At 69.3% G+C, this 21456-nt stretch carries 24 protein-coding genes and 2 pseudogenes; 10 read left to right on the plus strand and 16 right to left on the minus strand.

The window, feature by feature from the left end; translation table 11 throughout:
* Positions 1-1008 (minus strand): annotated as a pseudogene (locus AC067M_RS11340) (hypothetical protein); the annotation flags it as partial.
* 407 nt (positions 1009-1415) lie between these two features.
* Between AC067M_RS11340 and AC067M_RS11345 the strand changes: the two are divergent.
* The 3 genes from AC067M_RS11345 (at position 1416) to AC067M_RS11355 (ending at position 3706) form a co-directional block, all read left to right on the plus strand.
* Complete coding sequence (locus AC067M_RS11345) at positions 1416-2168, plus strand: GOLPH3/VPS74 family protein (protein ID WP_393621971.1); 753 nt, start codon at positions 1416-1418, stop codon at positions 2166-2168.
* 296 nt (positions 2169-2464) lie between these two features.
* The gene (locus AC067M_RS11350; protein ID WP_478696753.1) at positions 2465-3322 is read left to right on the plus strand and encodes a helix-turn-helix domain-containing protein; all 858 of its coding nucleotides are present in this window, start codon (positions 2465-2467) and stop codon (positions 3320-3322) included.
* 192 nt (positions 3323-3514) lie between these two features.
* The gene (locus AC067M_RS11355) at positions 3515-3706 is read left to right on the plus strand and encodes a DUF397 domain-containing protein (protein ID WP_478696880.1); all 192 of its coding nucleotides are present in this window, start codon (positions 3515-3517) and stop codon (positions 3704-3706) included.
* A 166-nt stretch (positions 3707-3872) separates the two neighbouring features.
* Here the strand turns inward: AC067M_RS11355 and AC067M_RS11360 are convergent, their stop codons facing one another.
* Genes AC067M_RS11360 through AC067M_RS11370 form a run of 3 tightly spaced genes read right to left on the minus strand, consistent with a single transcriptional unit; the run spans position 3873 to position 6305 of the window.
* Positions 3873-4745, minus strand: coding sequence for a MerR family transcriptional regulator (locus tag AC067M_RS11360; protein WP_478696754.1), 873 nt, complete (start codon positions 4743-4745; stop codon positions 3873-3875).
* Positions 4746-4800: 55 nt separating this feature from the next.
* On the minus strand, positions 4801-5307 hold the full coding sequence (locus tag AC067M_RS11365; RefSeq protein WP_478696755.1) for a glutathione peroxidase: 507 nt from the start codon (positions 5305-5307) through the stop codon (positions 4801-4803).
* Positions 5304-6305 carry an ArsR/SmtB family transcription factor gene (locus tag AC067M_RS11370; protein ID WP_478696756.1) on the minus strand — a complete coding sequence of 334 codons (1002 nt, stop codon included), beginning with the start codon at positions 6303-6305 and terminating at the stop codon, positions 5304-5306. Before AC067M_RS11370 ends, AC067M_RS11365 begins: the two co-directional genes overlap by 4 nt.
* A gap of 85 nt (positions 6306-6390) precedes the next feature.
* On the opposite strand from AC067M_RS11370, the gene AC067M_RS11375 reads away from it, so the two are divergent.
* Entirely contained in the window at positions 6391-7581 is a 1191-nt protein-coding gene (locus AC067M_RS11375) for an MFS transporter (protein WP_478696757.1), read from the plus strand.
* A 129-nt stretch (positions 7582-7710) separates the two neighbouring features.
* On the opposite strand, the gene AC067M_RS11380 is transcribed toward AC067M_RS11375, so the two are convergent.
* Both AC067M_RS11380 and AC067M_RS11385 read right to left on the minus strand, forming a co-directional pair.
* Positions 7711-8151, minus strand: a complete 441-nt coding sequence (locus AC067M_RS11380; RefSeq protein ID WP_478696881.1) for a MarR family winged helix-turn-helix transcriptional regulator — start codon at positions 8149-8151, stop codon at positions 7711-7713.
* 62 nt (positions 8152-8213) lie between these two features.
* Positions 8214-8873: a hypothetical protein gene (locus tag AC067M_RS11385; protein ID WP_478696758.1), complete on the minus strand. Its 660-nt coding sequence runs from the start codon at positions 8871-8873 to the stop codon at positions 8214-8216.
* Positions 8874-9030: 157 nt separating this feature from the next.
* Here AC067M_RS11385 and AC067M_RS11390 point away from each other — a divergent pair, with 157 nt between their 5' ends.
* The gene (locus AC067M_RS11390) at positions 9031-9531 is read left to right on the plus strand and encodes a GNAT family N-acetyltransferase (RefSeq protein WP_478696759.1); all 501 of its coding nucleotides are present in this window, start codon (positions 9031-9033) and stop codon (positions 9529-9531) included.
* A 233-nt stretch (positions 9532-9764) separates the two neighbouring features.
* Positions 9765-10499, plus strand: a complete 735-nt coding sequence (locus AC067M_RS11395) for a YqeB family protein (protein WP_478696760.1) — start codon at positions 9765-9767, stop codon at positions 10497-10499.
* A gap of 105 nt (positions 10500-10604) precedes the next feature.
* On the opposite strand, the gene AC067M_RS11400 is transcribed toward AC067M_RS11395, so the two are convergent.
* The 5 genes from AC067M_RS11400 to AC067M_RS11420 all read right to left on the minus strand — a co-directional run bounded on the left by AC067M_RS11400 (position 10605) and on the right by AC067M_RS11420 (position 14590).
* On the minus strand, positions 10605-11369 hold the full coding sequence (locus tag AC067M_RS11400; RefSeq protein ID WP_478696761.1) for a hypothetical protein: 765 nt from the start codon (positions 11367-11369) through the stop codon (positions 10605-10607).
* A 235-nt stretch (positions 11370-11604) separates the two neighbouring features.
* Complete coding sequence (locus AC067M_RS11405) at positions 11605-11748, minus strand: hypothetical protein (protein WP_478696762.1); 144 nt, start codon at positions 11746-11748, stop codon at positions 11605-11607.
* 48 nt (positions 11749-11796) lie between these two features.
* Positions 11797-12777, minus strand: coding sequence for a polysaccharide deacetylase family protein (locus AC067M_RS11410; protein ID WP_478696763.1), 981 nt, complete (start codon positions 12775-12777; stop codon positions 11797-11799).
* Between the two features lie 31 nt (positions 12778-12808).
* Positions 12809-13786, minus strand: coding sequence for a glycoside hydrolase family 11 protein (locus tag AC067M_RS11415; protein ID WP_478696764.1), 978 nt, complete (start codon positions 13784-13786; stop codon positions 12809-12811).
* Positions 13787-14008: 222 nt separating this feature from the next.
* The gene (locus AC067M_RS11420) at positions 14009-14590 is read right to left on the minus strand and encodes a hypothetical protein (protein ID WP_478696765.1); all 582 of its coding nucleotides are present in this window, start codon (positions 14588-14590) and stop codon (positions 14009-14011) included.
* 161 nt (positions 14591-14751) lie between these two features.
* Between AC067M_RS11420 and AC067M_RS11425 the strand changes: the two genes are divergently transcribed.
* A complete protein-coding gene (locus AC067M_RS11425) occupies positions 14752-15552 on the plus strand; it encodes a hypothetical protein (protein ID WP_478696766.1) in 801 nt (266 codons plus the stop codon).
* 160 nt (positions 15553-15712) lie between these two features.
* Here the strand turns inward: AC067M_RS11425 and AC067M_RS11430 are convergent, their stop codons facing one another.
* Positions 15713-16414, minus strand: a complete 702-nt coding sequence (locus AC067M_RS11430) for a DUF2637 domain-containing protein (RefSeq protein WP_478696767.1) — start codon at positions 16412-16414, stop codon at positions 15713-15715.
* 15 nt (positions 16415-16429) lie between these two features.
* The gene (locus AC067M_RS11435; RefSeq protein WP_478696768.1) at positions 16430-16618 is read right to left on the minus strand and encodes a hypothetical protein; all 189 of its coding nucleotides are present in this window, start codon (positions 16616-16618) and stop codon (positions 16430-16432) included.
* 396 nt (positions 16619-17014) lie between these two features.
* Between AC067M_RS11435 and AC067M_RS11440 the strand changes: the two genes are divergently transcribed.
* Entirely contained in the window at positions 17015-17311 is a 297-nt protein-coding gene (locus AC067M_RS11440) for a GYD domain-containing protein (protein WP_478696769.1), read from the plus strand.
* A 41-nt stretch (positions 17312-17352) separates the two neighbouring features.
* Here the strand turns inward: AC067M_RS11440 and AC067M_RS11445 are convergent, their stop codons facing one another.
* The gene (locus tag AC067M_RS11445) at positions 17353-17673 is read right to left on the minus strand and encodes a GYD domain-containing protein (protein WP_478696770.1); all 321 of its coding nucleotides are present in this window, start codon (positions 17671-17673) and stop codon (positions 17353-17355) included.
* Between the two features lie 427 nt (positions 17674-18100).
* Between AC067M_RS11445 and AC067M_RS11450 the strand changes: the two genes are divergently transcribed.
* Together AC067M_RS11450 and AC067M_RS11455 are read left to right on the plus strand one after the other, a co-directional pair.
* On the plus strand, positions 18101-19432 hold the full coding sequence (locus AC067M_RS11450) for a phosphatase PAP2 family protein (RefSeq protein ID WP_478696882.1): 1332 nt from the start codon (positions 18101-18103) through the stop codon (positions 19430-19432).
* Positions 19433-19643: 211 nt separating this feature from the next.
* Positions 19644-20126: a DUF5994 family protein gene (locus tag AC067M_RS11455; protein ID WP_478696771.1), complete on the plus strand. Its 483-nt coding sequence runs from the start codon at positions 19644-19646 to the stop codon at positions 20124-20126.
* Positions 20127-20184: 58 nt separating this feature from the next.
* Here AC067M_RS11455 and AC067M_RS11460 read toward each other — a convergent pair.
* Positions 20185-20366: pseudogene (locus AC067M_RS11460) on the minus strand (serine/threonine-protein phosphatase); the annotation flags it as partial.
* A gap of 118 nt (positions 20367-20484) precedes the next feature.
* Positions 20485-20997 carry a DUF5994 family protein gene (locus AC067M_RS11465; protein ID WP_478696772.1) on the minus strand — a complete coding sequence of 171 codons (513 nt, stop codon included), beginning with the start codon at positions 20995-20997 and terminating at the stop codon, positions 20485-20487.
* Between the last annotated feature and the right edge of the window lie 459 nt (positions 20998-21456).

The raw sequence follows: 21456 nt of genomic DNA on the forward strand, positions 1-21456 counted from the left end.
GGGGTCCGTCTTCGCGGGGCTGTCCGTTTCGGCGGGCTTGGGGTCGGTCTTCGCGGGGCTGGAGCTCGTCGCGGAGTCGGCCGCGCTGCCGGAGCCGGTCTTGCCCTTCACGCCGCGCTTGGGCTGGGCGTCGCCTTCCGAACCCGCCTCTGCCGCGGCGCCGGCCTTCAGGGCGCCATCGGTCGCCTTCGTGGCGGGCTCGTCGGTGTCGCTGTCAGCGCCGGGCCCGGCCTCGGAAGCCGCGTCCACGTCCGTGCGGTCGTCGGCGGTGTCGGAGTCCGAGTCGCCCTCATCGCGGGCACCCGCCCCGGCCGCCTCGTCGGCATCCTGCGCCTCCGGGGCGCCCTGGGCGTCGTCGGTACCCCGGCCACCCGCCGCTCCAACGCCGCCGGCGGCCCCCTGAGCGCCCGCGGGGGCTCGCCCGGTCTCGTCGGCGCCCGCGGCGTCCTGCTCGCCCAGCGCAGCCGCCGCAGCGCCCTGCTTGCCCGCTGCGGACCCCGTGGCGGCCGTAGAGGCGTGTTCGGCCTTCCTGGGGCCCTCAGCGTCCTGCTCGTCCTTCGCGGCCGTTCCAACGCCCTGCTTGCCCGCCTCGGCGTCCGCGGAACCCGTAGAAGCGCGCTCGGCCTTCCCTGCGTCCTCCGCGTCCTGACTGCTCTTCGGGGCGTTCTCGGCCTTCTGGGCGTCCTTGGAGGTGCGGCCCGGCTTCTCTGTGTCGGCGGGCTCCGCAGGGGGCTGCGTAACCGTTTCGCTGGACGTGGTGTCCGTCTCGGGCTTCGCCGTCGGCTTGTCCTCGGCGGTCTGGACCCAGGCGGCCACGGCGGCGCGCAGACGGGCGTCCCCCGTGGTGTCGTCGCCGTCGTCCTCGGCGCCCTCGCGGGACTCGGAATCGGTCGCGGCCGGGTCCTGCACCGAACCCTCGGTGTCCTCCGGGGCTTCGGCCTCGGCCTCCGCCGAGGCGTCCTCGGCGCTCTCGATGTCCCCGGTGTCCGACCTCCGCACGGAGAACACGCGTGTCGCCGTGTCCACACCCGCTCGGGGGCCCGTGCCGCCCTCCCGGGTTGCCGGGAGGCGTGGGTCGCGGGCTTTGGACCTGGCCTCGGGAACCGGACCCGCGCTCCCCGACGTCGGTTCTGCCGACGACTCGCGCTGCTTCGACCTGTCGGGGGACTCGCCCGCCACCGATGCCTCCTCCATGTGCCGCACGGCCTCCGTGCGCCTGCCGAACCGTGAACCGCCGCCGGAACACCGCCACAACGCGCTGTCCGAACCATGTACCAGTGTCCTGTGTGAGGACTTGGCTCCTGCGGTAGACGAGAACGACATACCTACCGGTTCCCTCACAAACAGGTCACGCACCCTCGACAGACCAATGTGAGAGGGGTCACCCTGTCATTCATCCACGCGGGGAGGCATGGATGGGCAGGAGCCGCAGAACCATTCCGGAAGAGCTTCTGTTGCTGGCATTGGACCCGACCACGGGTACCACTGCACAGCCGCAGTCGCTCGACCTTGGTCTGGCCGGAGCACAGCTAGTGGAGCTGGCGCTGGCCGGACGGATAGCCCCAGACGGGGATCGTATCGCCGTGGTGTCCCCACGGCCGACTGGAGATCCAACACTGGACTGCGCGTTGGAGTTGCTGCGAAGGCGTGGCGCTCCCGTACGTGCCGTCCACTGGATCGGCGGGCCTCGACTGGGGCTCCGCCAGACCTACCTCTCGCATCTGGAGCGGTGCGGCATGGTGCATGCCGTGGCGGGTCAGATGTGCGGGGTGCTTCCGACGACCCGGTACCAGGCGACGGACACCGACATCAGCCGCGAGATCAGGGCGCGGCTGGACTCGGCGATCCGTACCGGCGTACCGCCGGACCCGCGGACCGCGGCGCTCGCCGCCCTGGCCCACGCGGTCGGTCTCGGCAAGCACCTGTACCCGGGGAACGAGGGACGCTCGTCCCGGTCCCGGTTGCGGGACCTGATCCGGCACGACCCCATGGGCGGGCTCGTCGCGCACGCCGTGATGGACGTCCAGAACGGCGCGGCGGCCCAGCCTCGCCGTCCGGCACCGGCCGGCCGCCAGGCCGCCCCCGGCGCCCGGCCGGCTCCGGAACCCGCGCGTGGCGTTCCGGTGCAGCCGCGCCGCGGACCCATGGCGCGTGTCGTGGCCCACTGAGCCGTAGTTCCACGACACGCCGACAACCGCAAGACCCGTTCGGGAGCCGCCGCGGCCCGCGCGGGGTGGTGGACCGTACGTCCTCGGACACACTCGGTCCCGCCACCCCGCGCGGACGCATGTCCGCGCGTACCCGCCGCTGTCGCACGCTCCTCGTGCACATCCGGCCGGCACGCCCCCAACTGGCGTGTACCAGCTGCATATCGACCGTTTTCCAGCGGTAGAAAGCACCTTGGTGGCAGTCTGCTCAGCAGCAGATACGCAAAGTGGAGCACGCAGCCGGAGGTGCACGTCCCGTGGCGTCCAATGTCAATCCCACCGTCAGGCGACGCCGGCTGGGCCAGGAGCTGCGTCGGCTCCGTGAGCTCAAGGGCATGACCGCCGAAGAAGTGGCCGAGCGCCTGCTGGTGTCCCAGTCGAAGATCAGCCGACTGGAGAACGGCCGCCGCAGCATCAGTCAGCGTGATGTGCGCGATCTGTGCGGGGTCTACGAGGTGGAGGACCACCGCATCATCGACTCCCTGATGCAGATGGCCAAGGACTCGCGCCAGCAGGGCTGGTGGCACACCTTCGGGGACATCCCCTACAGCGTCTACATCGGCCTGGAGACGGACGCGGCCAGCCTGCGCGTGTTCGCCCCGCAGGTCGTGCCGGGGCTGCTGCAGACCCGCGCGTACGCGGAGGCGGTCATCACGGGGGCGCTGCCGGAGACGGCGACGGCCGAGATCGAGAAACGGGTCCAGGTGCGCATGCGCCGACAGGAACGTGTCTCCGCCGTGGAGAACCCGCTGCGTCTGTGGGCGGTGCTCGACGAGGCCGCGCTGCGCCGGGTCGTCGGGGACCGGCAGTTGATGCGCGAGCAGTTGGAACACCTCGCCGAGGTCTCCCAGCTGCCCCATGTCACCGTGCAGGTGCTGCCGTTCGACGTGGGCGCGCATCCAGGCCTCAACGGCCAGTACGCGATCCTCGAGTTCCCGGACACGGCGGACTCCAGCGTCGTCTACATCGAGGGAGTCACCAGTGACCTGTATCTGGAGAAGGCGCCCGATGTTCAGAACTACAGCGTCATGTACGAGCATCTGCGGGCACAGGCGATGAATGCGGACCAAACCCGGCAGTTCATTGGGAACTTGGCAAAAGAGTACGCCCGCTGACCTCATCGCGATGGAAGGCGCCGAACAGTACACCTTGGGCAGGCCCAAGGGAAGACTCGCTTGGAATATGCCATCCAGTCGAGTGAATCACTGCTCTGCCTGAGGGAGTTGACGAGTAGCGTCGATCAAGCCAGCAAGACGACGACGCTGGCGCAAAGCGCACTCAACAACGGGCAAGTCATCGGAGCAGAAATGGCAATTCTTAACGGTGCCACGCAAGAGTGGACCAAGTCCTCGTACTCCGTCGGGAACGGCGAATGCGTCGAAGTCAAGTCACCTACCCTCTCGGCACTGGCCGTCCGAGACTCCAAGGACCCCCAGGGTCCCGTGCTGGCCTTCCCGGCCGACGCGTGGAGCGCGTTCGTGGCATCGGTCAAGCCGTAGGACGAGTAGAACCCGTAGAACCCGCAGGACTCGCAACAACCGTAGTGCGACAACTTCACACGCAATACCGACAGAGCCCTCTCGACTAGCCCGCCGTCCTTGCCGAGGGGGCTCGGCTCGTGCCCGCCGAGCCCCACCGAGCCCCACGAGGCCTTACTTCACGGCTTCAGGGCTTCAGGGGAAACGCCACATCGCACACCGGGTCCTCGGGCCCCGCCGCATCCCAGTCCGCGAAGTAGACCTCGCGGCAGGGACCGTCGCCGGACAGTCCCTCCTCTTCCATCCACTCCTCGACCGCCTCGAAGGCCGCCAGGATCTGCGGGTGGGCCACCTGCGCCTTGGTGATCCGGGTGTAGGCCAGCCGTCGCGCCGGCTCCACCCGCACCTTCGTCTCCCGGCCCCGGCCCCGCTGCTCGACCCAGGCCCGTGCCGCCGCCTCGTCGGCGACCGGTACGCACGCCTCGGCGGGGCCGTCGCTCTCCATGGACACCTCGGAGTGGTAGACGACGTACGGCGGAGCGGTGACTCCACCGCACTCGCGCGCCGCCTCCTCCAGCCGGCCCAGCGACGCCCCGATCCATGCCGGCAGCTCGTCCGCCAGCGTGTGCCGCGTCTCGGTGATCACCACCCGCTCGGGTACGTCGACCGTCTCGACCACGAACTTTCCGTACATCTCGGAGCTCCTCCCCGACAGCCGTCCACGGAGGTACTCGGCGAGCGTCCGCTGCCCCGCCACCCGCGTCTCGACGTCCGCCCAGTAGGCGGTGAGCCGGTCCGCGGCCTCGGCCCCGTCGGCCGCCTCGACCACATCGGCGATGCGGGCCAGCGGCATGTCGAGCTGGCGCAGCAGCGCCACGAGGCGGGCGCGTTCCACCTGGTCCGCGCGGTAGTAGCGGTAGCCGCTGGCCTCGTCGACGTGCGCCGGGGCCAGCAGTCCGAGGCGGTCGTACAGCCGCAGGGCCTTGGGCGAGAGCCGGGCCCGCGCGGCGAACGCGCCGATGGTGAGCAGATCTGCGTCCACCGTGTGATCCTCCGTCACCGGGCGGTCCTGTCGCCCGGTGAGAAGGACGCTCCGCCTTGCCCCAGGGGCAGGGTCAACCCGCCAGCTGGCCCTCGACAGCGGCGACCAGCTCCGCGGACTCCGGCTCGGTCTGCGGGGAGAACCGGGCGACGACACTGCCGTCCCGTCCGAGAAGGAACTTCTCGAAGTTCCACCGGATGTCCCCGGTGTGCCCCTCGGCGTCGGCGAAGCCGACGAGCCGCTCGTACAGCGCGTGCCGGCCCTCGCCGTTCACCTCGACCTTCTCGGTCAGCGGGAAGGACACGCCGTACGTCGCCGAGCAGAACTCGGCGATCTCCTCGGCCGTGCCCGGCTCCTGCCCGAGGAACTGGTTGCAGGGCACGCCGAGCACGGTGAAGCCCTGGCCGGCGTACCGCTCCTGGAGCCGCTCCAGGCCGGAGTACTGCGGGGTCAGCCCGCACTTGGAAGCCACGTTCACGATGAGCACGGCCTTGCCCGCGTACTGCGAAAGGTCGGCGGAACCGCCCGTGAGAGCGCCTATTTCGACGTCGAGAGGGGAGGAGGTGGCGTCAGTAGTCATGAGCGGATGCTAACGCCGCCGAATGGCGCGGAGGGCGTGCCCCCCGCCTCCACCAGGACCTCGCCCGCCGCCGTCCGGGAATACAGCACCGAGCGGCCCGCGCGGCGCCGGGTCACCAGCCCGGCGTCCAGCAGGACCCGAAGATGCCGTCCGACGGAGCCGAGGCCCTGGCCGGTGACGGCGACCAGCTGGGTGGTGCTCATCGGGGTACCGAGCAGGACGAGCACCGCCGCCCGGGCCGGGCCCAGGAGAGCGCCCAGGCTCGCCGGGACGGGCCGGTGGGCGGGGTCCTCGGCGAGGGCGCCCGCGCACGGGTAGACGACGGCGTACCGGTTCCACTCCTCCCACGAAACCCAGCCGGTCTGCGGGGTGACCGGCACGAACACCAGTTCGGCGCCGGAGATCTCGCGCGGCGGATACTCGTGCAGGTTCACCTGGAAGCGGTTCTCGCCCAGCCAGCGCGTCCCCGGCCGCAACGAGTCCAGCACGGCCGCCCAGCCGCCCCGGCTCATCTGCGCGGTCCGCGCGACGACATCCGCCTCCAGGATGCGCCGCCGCCGCTCCCAGTACGGCCGTACGGTCTCGCCCCACACGTACGTGAGGAGCGCGGCCGCCCGCTCGGGCAGGTCGTCGCGCTCCAGTGCGGCGGGCAGCGGACCGGCGAGGGAGACCCGCAGATGCGCCCGTGCCGCGTCGGGGTGGACCGCCCGCACCCGGCCGACACCCTCCTCGAAACTCTCCCCGTCCCGGGGTGTCGGCGTGAGGAAGTCGGCGATCCAGTCCCTGCCGAGCCCGGCGCGGACGAGCAGCGCGGTGACCGGATCGGCGGCCAGGCGCGCGCGATAGCCGGGCAGATGCGCCCGCAGCCAGTCCCGCTCACCGGGATGGGACGCCGTGCCCGCGTGCAGCAGCTTCAGGCTCGCGAAGGTCTCGGCGAGCGGGGAGAGCACGAACCGGCTGCGGGCGAGAGTGTCGGCGTTGACCTGCCACCAGCCCACGACCCCTCCGCACCGGTCCTCGTACGACGTTTCGCATCTGTGCGAAACAATAACGACCGCTCGCGGCCCGCCCGAGCCTTGGCGCATGCCCAGCTACCGCGGCCTCTTCCGCATCCCGGAGTTCACCCCTCTCTTCCTCGGCTCCGCCGCCCACACCGCGGCCCAGACGGTGAGCGGTCTGGCGCTCGGCACGCTGGTGTACCGGGCGACGGACTCGCCGCTGCTGTCGGCGGTGAGCATGTTCGGCCCGTCGCTCGCGCAGGTGCTGGGCGCGACCTTCCTGCTGTCGGGGGCCGACCGGCTGCCCCCGCGGACGACGCTGGCGGGCGTCGCCCTGTCGTTCGCGGCGGGTACGGCGGTCATGGCGCTGCCCGGCCTGCCGCTGTGGGCGGTGTTCGCGGTCGTCCTTGCCCAGGGCCTGGTCGGCGCGCTTGGCGGCGGGGTCCGCTGGGGCCTGTTGACCGAGATTTTGCCGCCGGAGGGCTATCTGGCAGGACGTTCGCTGTTCAACATGATGAACGGCTTGCTGCAGATCACCGGCTACGCGATCGGCGGCGCCCTGGTCGCCGTCCTCTCCCCGCGTGCGGCCCTGCTGCTGGCCGCCCTGCTGTACGCCACGTCCGCGGCGGGCCTGCGCCTGGGCCTGACCGCGCGCCCGCCCCGCGCCACCGGCCGCCCCTCCGCGGCCGCGACCTGGCGCGCCAACGCCTTGCTGTGGTCCTCCCGTCCGCGACGCCTGGTCTATCTCGGCCTGTGGATCCCCAACGGCCTGGTCGTCGGCTGCGAATCCCTCTTCGTGTCGTACGACCCCGGCGCCGCGGGCACGTTGTTCGCCTGCGCGGCGCTGGGCATGCTGGTGGGTGACGTGGTCGTCGGCCGCCTGGCCCCGCCGGGGGTACGGTCCCGTCTCGCCGTGCCGCTCCTGCTCCTCCTGGCCACCCCGTACGCCTTCTTCGCGCTGCACCCGGACACGCCGGTGGCCGCGTTGTGCGCCGCGCTGGCCTCGGTGGGCTTCGGGGCGGGCCTGGTCCAGCAGGAGCGCCTGGTGGACCTCACGCCAGCGGAGTTGAGCGGTCACTCGCTGGGGCTGGACTCCGCGGGGAGGCTGACGATGCAGGGCGTGAGCGCGGCTGTGGCGGGTTCGGTGGCCCAACTGACCTCGCCGGCGACCGCGATCACGGTGATGGCCGTGATGTCGGTCGGGGTGACGCTGACGTTGGCGACGGCAGGCCGTAGGCGGCTGCCGATGCCAGTGGAAATCCGCAGTGAGAACTAACCGCAACACGAACTAACCGCAACACGAACTAACCGCAACACGAACTAACCGCAACACGAACTAACCGCAATACGAACTAACTGCATATGAACTGCACTGCAATACGAACTAACCGCATGCGCATGACCGCTAGAGGCCGTTCTCGGGGCCGAGGAACACCTCGGGCACCTTGTTGGCGAGGACGACGTGGGCGAGGAGGGCGGTGAGCTGCTCGCGCTCGGGGCCGCCGAGGCCGGCGGGGAGGGCCTCGACGCGGCGGCACGTCTCGTCGTGGAACTCCCTGGCCAGTACGGTCCCCTCGTCCGTCAGCCCGACGCGTACGGCTCGCCCGTCCCGGGGGTCGGGCTCCCGTCGCACCAGCCCCCGCTGCATCGTCCGGTCCACCAGACCGGTCAGGCTCGACTTCGCCAGCCCGAGGAGTTCACCGAGCTCGGTCATGCCCAGGGGCTGCGGGATCAATACGCACAGCAGTTTGCCCTGCTGCGGGGTGAGGCCGTACGCGCGGCTCGAGTCGGCGTACACGGCGTTCACCAGGAAAGCGGAGCGCACCAGCGCGGTCACGAGGCTCATCTGCTGCTCACCTGCGGTTTCGACCATCGGGTAAGGGTACCGAGCGGGGAGGGGCGAGGCGGTCACTCGTCCTGAGGGGGTGCCTCCCCCTCCACCAGCCGTTCCGCGATGTCGTCCGCCCACTCCTGCGCCCACCGCCGCAGGGCGACGATGTCCGGCTCGTCGAGGCCGAGGGCGGCGAACTCGCGGTCGTCGATCAACTCGACGGCGGCCAGACGGCTCTGCAGGTCGGCGAGATCGAACAAGTCCCGCGCATGCCGGCGCCCCAGCTCCTCCAGCTCGGGAGCGGTCCAGTACTCGGCCCCCGCGCGCACGTCGACGAGCTCGCGGGCGAGCCCTCCGTCGACGAGGTCCCGCACGCGGATCCCGACGAGGTCCTCCAGCGCGACGGCCGGCCCGCGCTCGGTGTGTACGGGCGCCCGCCAGAGCACCTCCTTGAGCACGTTCACCTCACACGCCTCACCCGTGCCCGGATCGGTCACGACCATCCGTCCGGCCAACGGCTCCACATCCACCACCCGAACGAGCCACCCCAACTCACCGAGTCCACCCTTCACCGCCTCCACCACGTCCCCCATCCCCACCGCACTGTCAGTGGCGACCTCCACACCCGCCCCCACCCGCCCGACCAACCCGTGAGCCCACACCCCACACCCACCGGACAGCGCAAGCGAGAACCGCGCGCCCACGGCAAGGATGTCCACCATCAGACGCCCGTTCATGAAGGCGACTGTAGGGGCCACCACCATCCGGAACCGCCCGAACAGCCCGATCCCCGGTGTGTCGAACCACTGAGTGGGAGGAGGCCCAATTAATCGCACCCACGCCATGCCCTGACGGGGGCAGACTCGGGAGGAGTCGTTCAGAGAGGGGCCGGGGATGGCAGACGTGCGGTTGGAGCGGTTGAGGGCAGAGCATGTGGGGGCTCTGTTGGTGTTTGAGAAGGAGAATCGGACGTACTTTGCACGGTCCATACCGGATCGGGGAGATGCGTATTTTGAGGAGTTCGAGAGTCGGTGTCGGGCGCTGCTCGCGGAGCAGGACGCGGGGGTGTGTCACTTCCATGTTGTGGTGGACGGTCAGGGGGAGCTGATCGGGCGGGTGAATCTCGTGGACGTCGAGGGCGGGGGCGCTGAGCTCGGTTATCGGATCGGGGAGCGTGCGGCGGGCCGGGGCGTCGCCACGGCTGCGGTGGGGGAGGTGTGCCGGTTGGCGGCCGAGGAGTACGGGTTGGTCGGGCTCATGGCGGTCACCACGGTCGACAACGCGGCGTCCAGGGCCGTACTGGAGCGGAACGAGTTCATCTGCGTGGAGGACATCGTTCTCGTCGGGCGCCCGGGGGTCCGCTACCGGCGTCGGCTCGCGCTCTCGCCTCGCTGACGGTCTGTTCCGCCATGGTGGCCTTCGCAGTCGGCTTGCGGAACAGGTCGTAGGCGAAGCTGACCGCAGGTCGTAGGAGGCGGCGGTGCGCCCGGTACAAGCCGGGCGCGTACGTCACCTCACGGACCATGCGCACAGCTTCCCGGAGCTGGTTGGCAGCGTGACCAAGGTCGGCCCATTCATCGACCTTCGGCTACTGTCCCGCGCCGCTCGGGGTACCTAGCATGCGAAACATGGCGAGCAACCACTCTGACAACACGTTCGGCACCTCCCCCGCGACCGAGGCGTCCACCGCCACCGTGCTCGGCTATCCGCGTTCCGACAGGACCCTGCTCCTTGTCGGTATGCCCCTGGCCGGTGCCGTCGTGGGATTACTCCTGCCGGTGCTGGCGAGACAGATCACCGGCTTGTCCAAGCTGCCCCTGCGGACGGTTGTCGAGTTCGTCGCCTCCGTGGAGGAGACCTGGCAGATCATCGCGTTCATGGCCGGCAACCTCGTCCTCGGCCTGGTGCTGGCCTTCGTCTCCCTCTCGGAGTCGCTGACGATCACGCTCACCGACTCCCGGGTCGAGGCCGCCCACGACCACTTGGGGCGGGAGGCCCACGCCCGCGCCGACGTGTCGGCCGTGTTCATGGACGGCAGGACCCTCGTCGTCCTGGACCACGACTCCCGCCAACTCGTCCGCGGCACGCACGCGGCCCCCGCGCGGCAACTGGCCGCCGCCTTTCGCGCGCACGGCTACCCCTGGCAGGACGGCGACCCGTACGCCGACCTGTACCAGAAGTGGAGCCCCGGATCGGGCGCCCTGCGCCCCGAGGCCGACGCCGTACTGACCGCCCGCAAGGAAGCGCTGAAGCGCAAGTCGGCTTACGACGTACGCGAGTTGACCCGAGCAGTCGAGGAACTCGGCCACACCGTCAGGGAGAGGGGAACCGAACAGTTCTGGCGGCCACTTGTCGAGTCCTGACCGTCGGGAGCGCGGCCCGTCCGTGCCCGACCTGGACGTCCGCCCACGCCGCTGGCTTTCCGACCGCGCGCCCGCCGACCGCCGGGGCCGGCGAGCGCGGTGGCGTCAGCGCACGTCGACGAAGTCGCCCGCGGCCTTGACCGCGGAAGTCGTGCTGGTGCCGGCGAAGTTCCAGCGCCAGTAACCGTCGGCGGCGGCCGTGACGTTCGCCTTCAGCTTGCCCGTCCCGTCGCTCTTCACCGTCTTGACGGTGGTGTAGGTGTCGCTGCCCTTGCGGCGGAACTGAAGCTGCGCGGACTGAGAGGTGTAGCCCGCGTAGCTGTACCTGTCCCAGTTGGCGCGGGCCAGCTTGCCCGTGACCGTGATCGTCCTGCCCTTGGTCACCGGCTCCGGTGAGGCGTTGACGCTGAGCGTGGCGCGCCGCTGCACGGGGTGCGTCTTGTAGACGTCTCCGTAGTAATCCCCGTCCTTGGCCCGGAGCTGGACATACACGTTCCAGGGGCCGGCGAGGGTGTTACGGGGCAGATCGATGTCCCGGTCGAGCTTGACGGTGAGCTTGCAGGTGGACGTGGTGGCGTTGACGGCGGTGCAACTGGGAACGCCGTGGAAGGACCAGTAGTCGTCCCCCTTCTCCCGCTCGAGCTGCACAAACGCGTCGTTCTTGCTGATCCCCGAGTCGTCGGAGGCGGTCACGGAGATGGTGAACGACTCCGTCCGGGACGTGCCGAAGACGATGGGCTTGCCTCCGTTCACGGACACTTTCTTGATCACCACGTCGGTCTCCACCGCGTACGCGGGCGTGGTGGTGAGAGCGGAGCCGCAAAGGACGAGGGCGCCGGTGAGAACGGCACCTATGGATGCTGCACGCATGAATCCCCAAGGTTCGAGCCGGCCGACGATCCTGGATCCCCCCTGGTCGCGGGCACGGCAGGTGGCGTGAGGATACGGCACCGTGCGGGCGCCCGGCTCGGCGGGAATGACGGGACGGCCCGCGCCGGGTGCGGCGGGCCGTCGAGAGAGGCGGGGGCCTCTTCTTCGCCGGCATCCCCCAGATCAACGGCCTTCTGGTAACTGGGAGTTCCGGACCGCGTTCCTGATCCGGCTGTCACCCGCACGGGGGCCGGTAGGAGCGGTCCGGCAGGTAGTGCTTCCACTGCTTCTCGGTGATGGGGTCGCCGACCGCGTTGCACAGGTCGGTGATCACCGGGCCCAGCGTGCCCGGGGCGGCGGGACGCTCCACGATGTTCAACGGCATCATCATGGGTGGCTCGGCGACCATGGCCGCCGAGCCACAGAATCAGTTGGTGCTGCAGGAGACCGTCGGCCAGGTCCAGTTGCCGTTGTGCTGGATGGTGAGGCCGAAGTTGTTGCCGCTGCCGTTGGGTTTGGCGGTGAGTACCTGGGTGCTGAGGAAGTCGGCGCTGGTGTTCCAGGTGGAGAGGACCTTCGCCGGGGACGGGATGTTCATCGTCACGGTCCAGTTGCTGGATCCGGTGACCGCGACGTTGAGGTTGTAGCGGTCGCTCCACTGCTGCCCCGCGGACAGGGTCGCGGTGCAACCACTGCCGCCGCCCCCACCCCCGGAGCTCCCGTCGGGGGCGACCGCACGGCCGGTCTGCGGTGAGATCATCCCGGCGCACAGGCCGCGACCGGCCAACCCCTGCGCGATACGCGGGATCGCCGCGAGCGTGTTGGCGGACCAGTCGTGCATGAGGATGGTCTGCCCGTTGGTGAGCCGGGCGGCCGCCTGCACGATCGCGTCGGTGCTCGCGCCGTTCCAGTCCTGCGAGTCGACGTCCCAGATGACCTGGGTCAGACCGTACTTGGCCGCGACCGACTTCACTGTCGCGTTGGTCTCGCCGTACGGCGGGCGGAACAGTTTCGGCGTGCCGCCACCCGCGTTAGCGATGGCCTGCTGGGTGCGGGAGATCTCCGAGTCGATCTGTGCCTGGCTGAGCTGGGTCAGGTGGGGATGGGTGTAGCTGTGGTTGGCGACCCACATGCCGGCGTTGACCTGGGCGCGGACCTGGGAGGGGTTGGCGGCGGCGTTCTGGCCCTGGTTGAACATCGTGGCCCGCAGCCCGTTCTGCTTCAGCGCGTTGAGCAGGGCCGTCGTGTTGCCGGACGGGCCGTCGTCGAAGGTGAGCCCGACGTACCCGTTGCAGGCGGCGGCCTGTGCAGGGGTGCCGGCGTGGATGCCGAGGGTACCGGCGGCGAGCGCGATGACGGCCGATGTGGTGAGCAGGCGGCGTACCGATAAATGCGGTGTGATGCGCATACGGAGCGGTCCTCCAGCCTTTTGGGTGGGGCTACGTCGCGTTGCAGCTGACGGTTGGCCAGGTCCAGTTGCCGTTGTGCTGGATGGTGAGGCCGAAGTTGTTGCCGCTGCCGTTGGGTTTGGCGGTGAGTACCTGGGGGCTGGGGAAGCTGGCGCTGGTGTTCCAGGTGGAGAGGACCTTCGCCGGGGACGGGATGTTCATCGTCACGGTCCAGTTGCTGGATCCGGTGACCGCGACGTTGAGGTTGTAGCGGTCGCTCCACTGCTGGCCCGCGGACAGGGTCGCGCTGCAGCTGCTGCCGCCGCCGCCCCCGCCGCCTCCGCCGCCCGAACCGGTGCCGCCCACCGTGATGTTGGAGCTGCCGCTGCTCTGGTAGCCCTCGGTCGCCATGATCATGTAGTACTTGAAGTTACCCAGGGGCATTCCGGCGCGGGCCCAGGCGTCGAAGTGGTTGCCGGTGGTGATGGTCCCGCCCGTCCTCCTCGACTGCCGGACGCTCCAGTACTGGTCGAAGGTGCGCGTGCCCTCGACGGACGGGGCGTTGTACCGGGTCGTCTTGTAGATGTCGTACGTACCGCCGTCGGTGGTGACGGTGCCCTTGAACGTTCCCGTGGGCCGGAAGGTGCCCCAGTTGTCGACGACGTAGTACTCGACGAGCGGGTTCGACGTCCAGCCGTAGAGAGCCAGGTAGGCGTTGCCGGACGGGTTGAAGGAGCCCGAGTAGGTCACACTCCTGCGTCCGCCGGTGCTCCAGCCCTTGCCGGCGACGAAGTTCCCGGTGTTGCGCCAGGAGGTGCTGTAGCTGCCACCGGAGGCCAGGGTCATGGAGACCGTCCCCGGGGAGTCGGTCCAGAACGAGTAGTAGTAGCCGTTGTTGGTGCCGGTCTGGTTCGAGTTGATGACCGTGTCGGCGTGGGCGGTGCCCGGCAGGGCCACGACAGCCACGGCGATCAGCACGGTGGCCCAGACGCTGCTGAGGAACAGCCTGAAGCGATGTGTGGCATTCATGTGGGTGGAGTTTTGGTATGACCCTGCCAACTGTCAATAGTTTCGACATTGATCGCGAAACATTCGGTCACCTCGAACGGGCCAGTATGACGCATATTGCCTGTTCAATGCGGTGATGGAGGTATCAAGCCCCGAAAGATCCATTCGAAGCTCTCGGATAGGGGATCAAGGTGCGCCTTCAACCCGCATGCGATTCTTCGAATCTTTCGAAGAGTTTCCGTCTCACTCGACGAAGGAGGACCAGAACGGGATGGTGGCGTACGGCTGGTCCTGGGAAGCCGTCGCGCGGCCGCCGAACTCGTGGCGGAAGTAGTCGACCAGGTCGGAGCCGTAGCAAATGATGTCCGTCTGGTACATCGACAGCACCGGCGTACCGGTCCGCTCCGGATCGGCCAGCAGGTACCGGTGCGAGTAGACCGGCACCATCACCGGCACCTCGGCCAGATACGAGCGGGCCACGTCCAGGGCGTCCCTCATGTCCGTCGGCCGCTGCGCCCACTCCGGATGCCAGAACCCGTTGTGCTCCACGTCGAACAGCACCCCCTCCGCTGGCCGCGCCAGCCTCCCGGCCAGCTCCTCCGGGTCCCCGCCCCGCCAGTCCGGCCACTTACGGCTCCCCGTCGGCAGCCCCGCCCCCAGCAGCACCCGATGCTCCGGAGCAAACCGGAACCCCCACCGCTCCTCGACCCCGTCAAGCTCCCGCTCACTCATCCCTCGGCCGACCTCCACGTACGCAGGCAGCATCGTCAGCAACGCACGGGCGCCTTCAGGGGTCAGCGGGTTCTCGGAGCTGATCGGATTCATGAGCGGAACGGTAGGACATCCGAGGGCGGCGGGGCAGGCAGACGAAGGGGGCGCTGACCGCCCTCGCCGGCATCGTGGCGCTGGGCCCCGGGCGCGCCGAGTGGTAATGTCCCGCTCTTCGCCAGGTGCGCCTGCGCGGAGTCCCAGCGGTAGGTCCTGCCATGCCCCAGTCTCCTGACCTCGAGCCGTATCTCGCGATGTGGCGACACGCGCTCGCCGAAGCCGATCGCGTCTTCGCTTCACCCCCGGAGCTCGACCGCCCGGTGCACGGCTGCACCTACTGCACCCCGGAGTCGGAGTTGCTCATGCTCGGCGGTGATCCGGCCGCCGTGCCGGACGATCTCCTCGGGCACTTCATGCGCGAGGTGGTCAGCCACTGGGATGAGGACCAGTACCCAGTCCTGTGGCGCCGCCTCATGCCCCGCGCGCTGCGCTCCTGGGCGCCGGAGGGCCATGGCGTCGATCCGTCCCGCGAGCTCGGCCATCTCGGCCACGACGGCGCCAGGCTCGTGGACTGGCCCGCCCCCGAACGTGCCGCGGTGGAGCGAGCCTTCCGCGCGCTGCTGGCCCTCGCCCTGGTCGACGGCCGGTCTTCCTCGGACATCGTCGACCTCCTGGAGGGAATCGCCCACGCGACGGGGGACCTGCAACCATGGCTGGCATACATGGCCGGGCTCTCCGGCCCCGACGCGGACGCCGGGCTCGTCCGCCTCGGCCTCGACTGGGCGACCGAACTCCTCTGGGAGGACTTCGAGTTCTCATGGTGGTACGACGGTGACCCCCAGGTGATCGCCGCCTGGCTGCCCACCCAGCGTGCCCGCATCGCCGCCTTCGCCTCGCGTCACCCGCGCTGCAAGACCGCGGCGGACGCGCTGATCGCCTTCGACAGCCTCCAGGCCGGTGACCACAGCCCCTGGCTGTACCCGTACAACCCGAAGAAGAGCCTCACCCTGATCCCGTGAGCGGACTCTCCGAGAGTCCGCTTCCGGCCCTGGTGGTGGGGGTGTAGGGCTCGGAGCAGAGGTGCGTGATCGTGGCGTCGTCCGGGCTCACTCCCGGCCTTCGCCGCCGAGTGAGGCGCAGGCGCGCAGGCGCGACGTGCTCCGCGCGGGGCGCCGGTCGCTACTGCCGGTGGGATCGTGTGCTCTGTCGCGGCGGCAAGGTCAGGGTGATCTGTCGGACGAGTTGCTGGAAGCACGCCAGCGACGCGAGCGACGGCAGGGCAGCTCCGGCGACGCCGATGAAGGTCTTGTCGGCCTGGGCCACGCACAGCATCATCGCGACGGAGGAGAACAGCAGGACGATGAGCCATGAGTGCACAGCTCGGCGCCGATGCAAGGCGGTTCGCAGGATGGACAGGGAGGCCACCATCCAGGGGCCGTACACGAGAAGAGGCCACCAGAGAACAGTTCCGCTCCGTGTGCCGGCGGGAATGTTCTGCAGAGGGGCGTAGGCCACCATGCCGCCGAAGACGCTGACCATCGCCACGATGACGGCGACGATCGCGACGATCAGATAGCTGCCGGTCTGCAACCACCCGAGTCGCAGTTTTCGGACTCGCACCTTTCGGTGCCCGGCGGAAGAAGGCCGGATGGGCGGCAACTGGGCGGTGAGCTGTGCCAGGTTCTCCATCGGCTCGGCGAAGTCGACGCAGGGTGACGGCTCACCGCGAGGTGGCGGCACGGTGGCCGCCTGCTCCGTCGGCGTGGCCTCCTGGAGGAGATAGGTAAGTTCCTCGACCGGGTCCCAGCCCGAGTCGTAGGGGTATGCGTCGGAATACCATTCGCGTCGCGCAAAGGCGGGATCCGCGTAGTCGTGGTTCATGAAAATCCGCTTTCGTCACGCGCGTTCCGCGTGGCAGCCGGGACTTCCCTGACTGCTCCACCGCTGATTGAGTTCGTCCTGGACCGCCTCCAGCAGCGTGAGGAACTCCCGGAGCAGCGACTCGGCGACCGGGGGCTCGACCCGTGCACCCTCCCCGTGCGAGGTGCCCCGCACCTCGAGCGCCGAGTAGGCCAGACCGGGCATGCACGCCCTCGCGCCACGGTGAGGCAAGCTGTGGAGGCTCTCGTTCGTCATGCCCCGATAACACCGCTATCCCTCCTCCAGATGCGCGGCAAATGAGTGACCGCTGGCGTACGATAAACGCTGATGAGACCGTTCATTGATTATTTTTCTGTGTTTCAGAATCGGCACGTTATGAGTCGAGCGGTTTGTCTTCCCGGGCCATCCTTGAGCAGCAAATAGGATTCGCTGCCAATAGACAGACCCCGAGCCACGCGGCTCCGTGCTGCCTTGAGATGGACGGCGTCACCGTGTCGGTCAGAAGGTGCTTCCCTCGTTCGGATGCACAGCTTGTGCGGGTTTCTCCCGGTGCGTCCAGGATGGGACTCGCGACGCGTCCCCTCGTGAAGGTGAAGGACCATGCCGACGTATGTCACCTTGCTGAACTGGACCGATCAAGGGGTCCGCAACTACAAGGACACCGCGAAGCGTGCCGAGGCCTTCGGTTCAGCGGTGCAGAAGCTCGGGGCGAAGCTCCTGAACATCTACTGGACCGTCGGTCCGTACGACCTCGTCGCCGTCGTGGAGGCGCCCGACGACGAAACCGCCACCGCGGCGCTCCTGCAAGTCGGCGGGGTGGGCAACGTCCGCACCACGACCCTGCGGGCCTTCGGCCAAGAGGAAATGAACCGCATCATCGCCAAGGCGGCCGGTTGAGGACCTGGCAGACATGACGGTCCGGCGGCCCGGACCGCTCATTACGTGCCGGGGGCGCGAAAGGTGACCTGCCGGCGGGCGGCCTCATCGATCTCGTCGAGGGTGAGGAGAGGGGTTGCCCGGGTGTGGAGGGCGCCGCTGGCCTTGACGGTGAGGCTGATGGCGGCCATGGAGACCGGGTCGGGGAGGTCGACGATGATCACGATGTCGTCCTCCCCGAAGGCGAAGTACATGGCCTCGACCCGCCCGCCGAGTTCGGTGACGACCTGGTCGACGGCGGCACTGCGCCCACTCGCGCCTTCCTTGAGCAGCCCCTTGGTGCCCTCGGGCGTGTAGGTGGCCTGGATGAGAAACTTCGGCATAGGAATGCTTCCTGCCCCTCGCTCGTCCGGTACGCGAAATGCCTTCCCCCTGCCATGTCGGCCGCTACGCACAGAACGACTGGATTCACTCGCCAGAAGCGGGCTTCCACTGGCTGGGCCAACACGCGCGATCGGGCGACCCGCATGGGACACGGCAGGTCCCAGGGCTCAGGAACCGGAGTCCACACCGCCATCGTCGTTGAGACTGTCCATGTACCAACCCTCATCATCGGCCAGCTGCCCCCCGGCCATCCCATGATGATGCCGGCCACATCTGCCCGCCGAAGCCGCAACTTCGCATCGCTCCGATATTATGTTCGAACTCGCGATGATCAACCCCATCGCTTTTCATCTCCCCAGCCATACGAACAAATCGGCCGAACGATTGATATCTAGAGCATCGCGGATGTTTTCGCGGATAAGCGGCATGACTTCGTTGCTTGCGTGGCCTCATCGGCGCGCGATGCTGTGGGGCGCGGCGGGTGTGGTGGCTCTTGGATTCCTCATCACGCTGGAGATCGCTGCACGCCGCTACGGTCAACCGGGGCCGATCAGCACCCAGGTGAGCGCCCTGATCTTCGCCCCGAAACCGGGGCCGCTGTACGGCGGTCTGGCGTTGATGCTGGTGGTGCTCACTTGGCGGCAACGGTTCATCGCGGCTGGTGCCGCGATCGGTATCGACGCCGTCTTCCTGCTGGTGCGGTGGGCTGTCGACGCCAAGATGGCCGACGGCCATTCCGTCGGCACCGGCGCGTTGTGGGTGATGCTGGGCTCTGCGGTCATCGCCGTCACGCGCCGCACCGGCCGGGAACGGGTCGTGCTGCTGAAGGGCGTCGGGCTGGGCCTGTTGCTGGTGGCCGGCCGCAAGACCGGCGACACCTGGCTACTCATCACGGCGAAGGCCCGCCCGACGGTGCTCGACCAGTACGTGGCCACCGCCGACCATGCGCTGGGCAACCCGTCGTGGGCGGTGGGCCGGCTGGTCGAGGCCACCGGCCCGATCGGCAGCCATGTTCTCCACCTGGTCTACGCGCAGCTTGCGGTGGCCGCAGTTGTCGTCGCGTTCTACCAGCTGCGCAACGTGGCGGTCGAGCGCCGCTTCCCGGGCCATCATCTGGTGCGCACCTTTTTGGTGATCGGCCTTCTCGGGCCGGCCATCTACATGATCTTCCCAGTGGTCGGACCGGTCTTCGCCTACGGCCCGGGCGCCTCCGGCACCGGCGGCGTGCAGTGGGCGGCGGCCAACCTGTGGCCGAACACGCTGCCGCCGATCAGCCCCCCGCACCCGATGTCATACGACGGGATCACCCCCCGCAACTGCATGCCCAGCCTGCACACGGCGTGGGCCACCGCCATCTTCATTCATTCCCGCAGGGCCCCACGGATCCTGCGGTTCGCGGGCACGTTCTGGCTGGTTGCCACGCTCACGGCGACGCTGGGCTTCGGCTATCACTACGGCGTGGATCTCATCGTCGGTGTGGTGTTCGCGCTCACGATCGAGGCGGCCATGCGCTCACTCGCACGTGGCTGGGACCGGTCAGGAATCCAGCTGGTCGCTTACGGCACGACGGTCTTCGCCGTGCTCTTGGTGTCATATCGCTATCTGCCGATGGAGATGGCGGAACGTCCGTGGGTGTTCGGCCCCCTTCTCCTTCTGGCGATGGCCTCAGTGATCCACGGCTACATACGGACCACCAGGCTGTGGGACCCGAAGGCCGCGCCGGCGCTCCAGCCGGAACCGCAACCCGAACCAGCCTGAGCCGCGGTTGCTGTGTGGTGGGCCCAGCCCAGCCGTCCTGGCGCTGTATCACCGCACGTCGTCGTGGAGAGGCAAGAGGCGAGGACGCGTGGCGGCGGAGCCGAGTGGGCAGGGCGCTCGCGAGACACTGCCGCCCGGCGGCACGGGAGTAGCGTGGTAGAGGCGAGGCGAGTCCCGTGTTCGCACCGGCTCCCGAAGACGGGTGGTCCACTTGACCAGTTCCGATACACCCTCTCCTTCCCTGCGCCTGCCCAGTGGCGTTCATGCGGCCGTCCGACCGGGGTGCGCGCTGCTCCGGCTGGAGACGACGGAGTCGCGTGAAGGCGTTCTCGACGGTGCGTGGTGGCCCCGGTCGCGTGACATCGGTGCCGAGCTGCCCGCGCTGGTGAGCGCCCTCACCGTGCACCTCGGCCCTGTGACCCGCGTAGGGCTGGACACCGCGGCCTGGGAAGGGCTCCCGACGCGACTCGTCGTCGACGACCGGGTGGTGCACATCGACTCCTTTCCGGTGGGTGACGACACCGTCCTGATCACCCGGGGCGACCAGGACCTCTTCTCGCTGATGGTGGTCCCGCCACACGCGACACCCGAGGCCGCCCGCGCCGCGATGGCCCAGGCCGTCCGGGCCGACAACATCACCCGGGCGGAACAGATCCTCATCGACGCCGGAAGCGGGCAGGTCCTTGCGGAATGACGGGCCGCCTCGGCCGAGGCCGGCGCAATGGCGGCGAAGGAGCAGCCGGCCGTAGCTGCAGCACCTGCGGACGGCGGCGGCCCCCCATCCGCGCCACCACGTCGGCAACCAGCGGGCCGATGAGCCGATGAGATGGGGCGGCAGTTCGTGCGCGCGATCCAGGACCGCCCCCAGCAGGGATTCCCCGACACTCTCGGAGCGGTCCGTGTGCTGTCCTGCCGTCCCCCCCCCACCCGCCATGATCCGCGCCTGTCAAGGTGGCGGGCCGGGACGGCGGACGGGCTGCTCGCGTCATCGCTCCACCCGGAGGTCCCCGACCGGACCGGCCGACCGGTCACCTGGCCCGAACGCGTCGGGCTCACCTGAGTCCCGGGCCTCCTTCCGACTCCCATGTGGCTTCTCCGCCGAGGCCGTTCTCGGCGAGTGCAAGGAGGCGCGGGGCCGACAGAGGGTTTTCGGGATCGGCTGCGGCGGTCAGCAGCCGGGTGGCTGCTCCGGCCGGCTCGTCGGGTGGAATGACCAGCAGTTGCCAGCGTCCCATGGTGTCGCAGTCCAGGGTGATGGCATGCGCTTCAGCGGCGCGGTCGGTCAGGAGCACCTCGATCACGTGGCCGGGCGCCCTCACCTTCTGCGGGGCATCGGGCCAGCACGCGGCGTCCACCGTGACGTGGGTGACGGTGCCGACGCCCGGGTCCAATGAGCCGAGCAGCGCGGGCAACTCCAGTTCCAGCGCGTCGGAGCGTGGCCACCACGCTCCGTCCAGTGGGCCGTGGCTGACGTCCGGCGTGAGGCTCAGCCGGGGCAAGGGCATCCGGTAGGTATGGGCGTCACCTGGTGGCGTACCTTCGGCGGGCTTTCTGATGGCGTCCATCGTGCGATCCCGTCCCGGGCGGCTTTTCATCTGCCCGCGTCTGCCACTCGCCGCGAACGGCCTCGCCGTGGTCGTGCGGCCGGAAACCTCTCGGCACGTGCCAGCGTACTCCGGGCCGTGGTGCACAGAGCGGGGCGCGACCGCCGTGCGGAGGTACATCCGTACCGGCCGCGGACGACGGGTGGCACGACCACCCCGGCCGGTAGGGCCGCCGCCTCATCTACCACGACAGCGCCCCGCAGGGACGGCGAGACTCTCGGCTGCGCTCGCACGGGAGGAAATTCCATCGCGTCGACGCCCTCCTCCGCCTGGCAGCTGCGCGCACCAGACCCCGCTCACCGGCGTCGCCCAGCCACCGTCGCTTTCCCGACTTGATCGGCGGGACAGGTCCTAGTCGACGCTAGAGCTGCGCCGCCGCGACGGACGCGCCCCTGGTGCTGTGAACGGAAACGTTCACCG

It is taken from the genome of Streptomyces sp. NPDC043427, assembly GCF_056436655.1.

Bases quoted from the DNA above. Each gene is read 5' to 3' on its own strand.
- AC067M_RS11345 (WP_393621971.1), top strand. From the start codon at position 1,416: ATGGGCAGGAGCCGCAGAACCATTCCGGAAGAGCTTCTGTTGCTGGCA.
- AC067M_RS11355 (WP_478696880.1), top strand. From the start codon at position 3,515: ATGGCAATTCTTAACGGTGCCACGCAAGAGTGGACCAAGTCCTCGTAC.
- AC067M_RS11365 (WP_478696755.1), bottom strand. From the start codon at position 5,307: ATGACTACTGACGCCACCTCCTCCCCTCTCGACGTCGAAATAGGCGCT.
- AC067M_RS11375 (WP_478696757.1), top strand. From the start codon at position 6,391: ATGCCCAGCTACCGCGGCCTCTTCCGCATCCCGGAGTTCACCCCTCTC.
- AC067M_RS11380 (WP_478696881.1), bottom strand. From the start codon at position 8,151: ATGAGCCTCGTGACCGCGCTGGTGCGCTCCGCTTTCCTGGTGAACGCC.
- AC067M_RS11385 (WP_478696758.1), bottom strand. From the start codon at position 8,873: ATGAACGGGCGTCTGATGGTGGACATCCTTGCCGTGGGCGCGCGGTTC.
- AC067M_RS11390 (WP_478696759.1), top strand. From the start codon at position 9,031: ATGGCAGACGTGCGGTTGGAGCGGTTGAGGGCAGAGCATGTGGGGGCT.
- AC067M_RS11395 (WP_478696760.1), top strand. From the start codon at position 9,765: ATGGCGAGCAACCACTCTGACAACACGTTCGGCACCTCCCCCGCGACC.
- AC067M_RS11400 (WP_478696761.1), bottom strand. From the start codon at position 11,369: ATGCGTGCAGCATCCATAGGTGCCGTTCTCACCGGCGCCCTCGTCCTT.
- AC067M_RS11410 (WP_478696763.1), bottom strand. From the start codon at position 12,777: ATGCGCATCACACCGCATTTATCGGTACGCCGCCTGCTCACCACATCG.
- AC067M_RS11415 (WP_478696764.1), bottom strand. From the start codon at position 13,786: ATGAATGCCACACATCGCTTCAGGCTGTTCCTCAGCAGCGTCTGGGCC.
- AC067M_RS11420 (WP_478696765.1), bottom strand. From the start codon at position 14,590: ATGAATCCGATCAGCTCCGAGAACCCGCTGACCCCTGAAGGCGCCCGT.
- AC067M_RS11425 (WP_478696766.1), top strand. From the start codon at position 14,752: ATGCCCCAGTCTCCTGACCTCGAGCCGTATCTCGCGATGTGGCGACAC.
- AC067M_RS11430 (WP_478696767.1), bottom strand. From the start codon at position 16,414: ATGAACCACGACTACGCGGATCCCGCCTTTGCGCGACGCGAATGGTAT.
- AC067M_RS11435 (WP_478696768.1), bottom strand. From the start codon at position 16,618: ATGCCCGGTCTGGCCTACTCGGCGCTCGAGGTGCGGGGCACCTCGCAC.
- AC067M_RS11440 (WP_478696769.1), top strand. From the start codon at position 17,015: ATGCCGACGTATGTCACCTTGCTGAACTGGACCGATCAAGGGGTCCGC.
- AC067M_RS11445 (WP_478696770.1), bottom strand. From the start codon at position 17,673: ATGCCGAAGTTTCTCATCCAGGCCACCTACACGCCCGAGGGCACCAAG.
- AC067M_RS11450 (WP_478696882.1), top strand. From the start codon at position 18,101: ATGACTTCGTTGCTTGCGTGGCCTCATCGGCGCGCGATGCTGTGGGGC.
- AC067M_RS11465 (WP_478696772.1), bottom strand. From the start codon at position 20,997: ATGGACGCCATCAGAAAGCCCGCCGAAGGTACGCCACCAGGTGACGCC.